1 protein-coding gene is annotated in these 617 nt (G+C 68.7%); it reads right to left on the reverse strand.

Annotation, left to right across the window (positions count from 1 at the left end):
• Positions 1-603 (reverse strand): chemoreceptor glutamine deamidase CheD (gene cheD / locus ABY44_RS01640; RefSeq protein WP_431640779.1); only part of this gene is annotated, 603 nt, incomplete at its 3' end.
• Positions 604-617: the final 14 nt, after the last annotated feature.

Raw genomic sequence — 617 nt, forward strand, 5'->3', positions numbered from 1 at the left:
AAACAGCTCGACGTGGGGACGCGGCCGCGCGGCGCGCAGGCGGTCGGCCTCGCGCGCGAGCGCGGCTTCGCGCTCGGTCACGCCCGGCACCTGCAGCCGCAGCTTCTTCACCATCGCGCGGCCCGTGCGCGGCATGAATGCGACCTTGCGCGGATGGACGTCCTGCAAGTCCTCCGCGGTGATGCGGATGCGTTCGAGCGCCAGGTAGCGGCGCACGAAATCGGCGTTGCGATCGCCGATGTTGATCGTCGTCATGCCGGCCAGCACGGCCGCGCCGCCGAACACCTTCGCCTCGAAGCGCTCGCGGCGCCCGCCGGCCTTGATCAGCTCGTTGATCAGCACTTCCATCGCATACGCGCCGTAGCGCATCGAGTCGGACGCGGCCGCGCCCGCATCGGCGCCGTCGTCGGGCAGCATGAAGTGGTTCATCCCGCCGATGCCCGCGTACGGATCGTGAATGCACGCGGCGACGCACGAGCCGAGCACGGTCATCAGCACCATGTCCTCGGACGTCGTGTAGAACTCGTTCGGCAGCAGCTTCACGCCGGGCAGGCCGAAGTGGCTGTCGAAGTAGCGATTGGTCGCGATCGGCAGTGCGCTCATCCGCGCTCTCCAAA

This window comes from Burkholderia sp. ZZQ-2 (assembly GCF_050768715.1).
Taxonomy (GTDB): Bacteria; Pseudomonadota; Gammaproteobacteria; order Burkholderiales; family Burkholderiaceae; genus Burkholderia; species Burkholderia cepacia.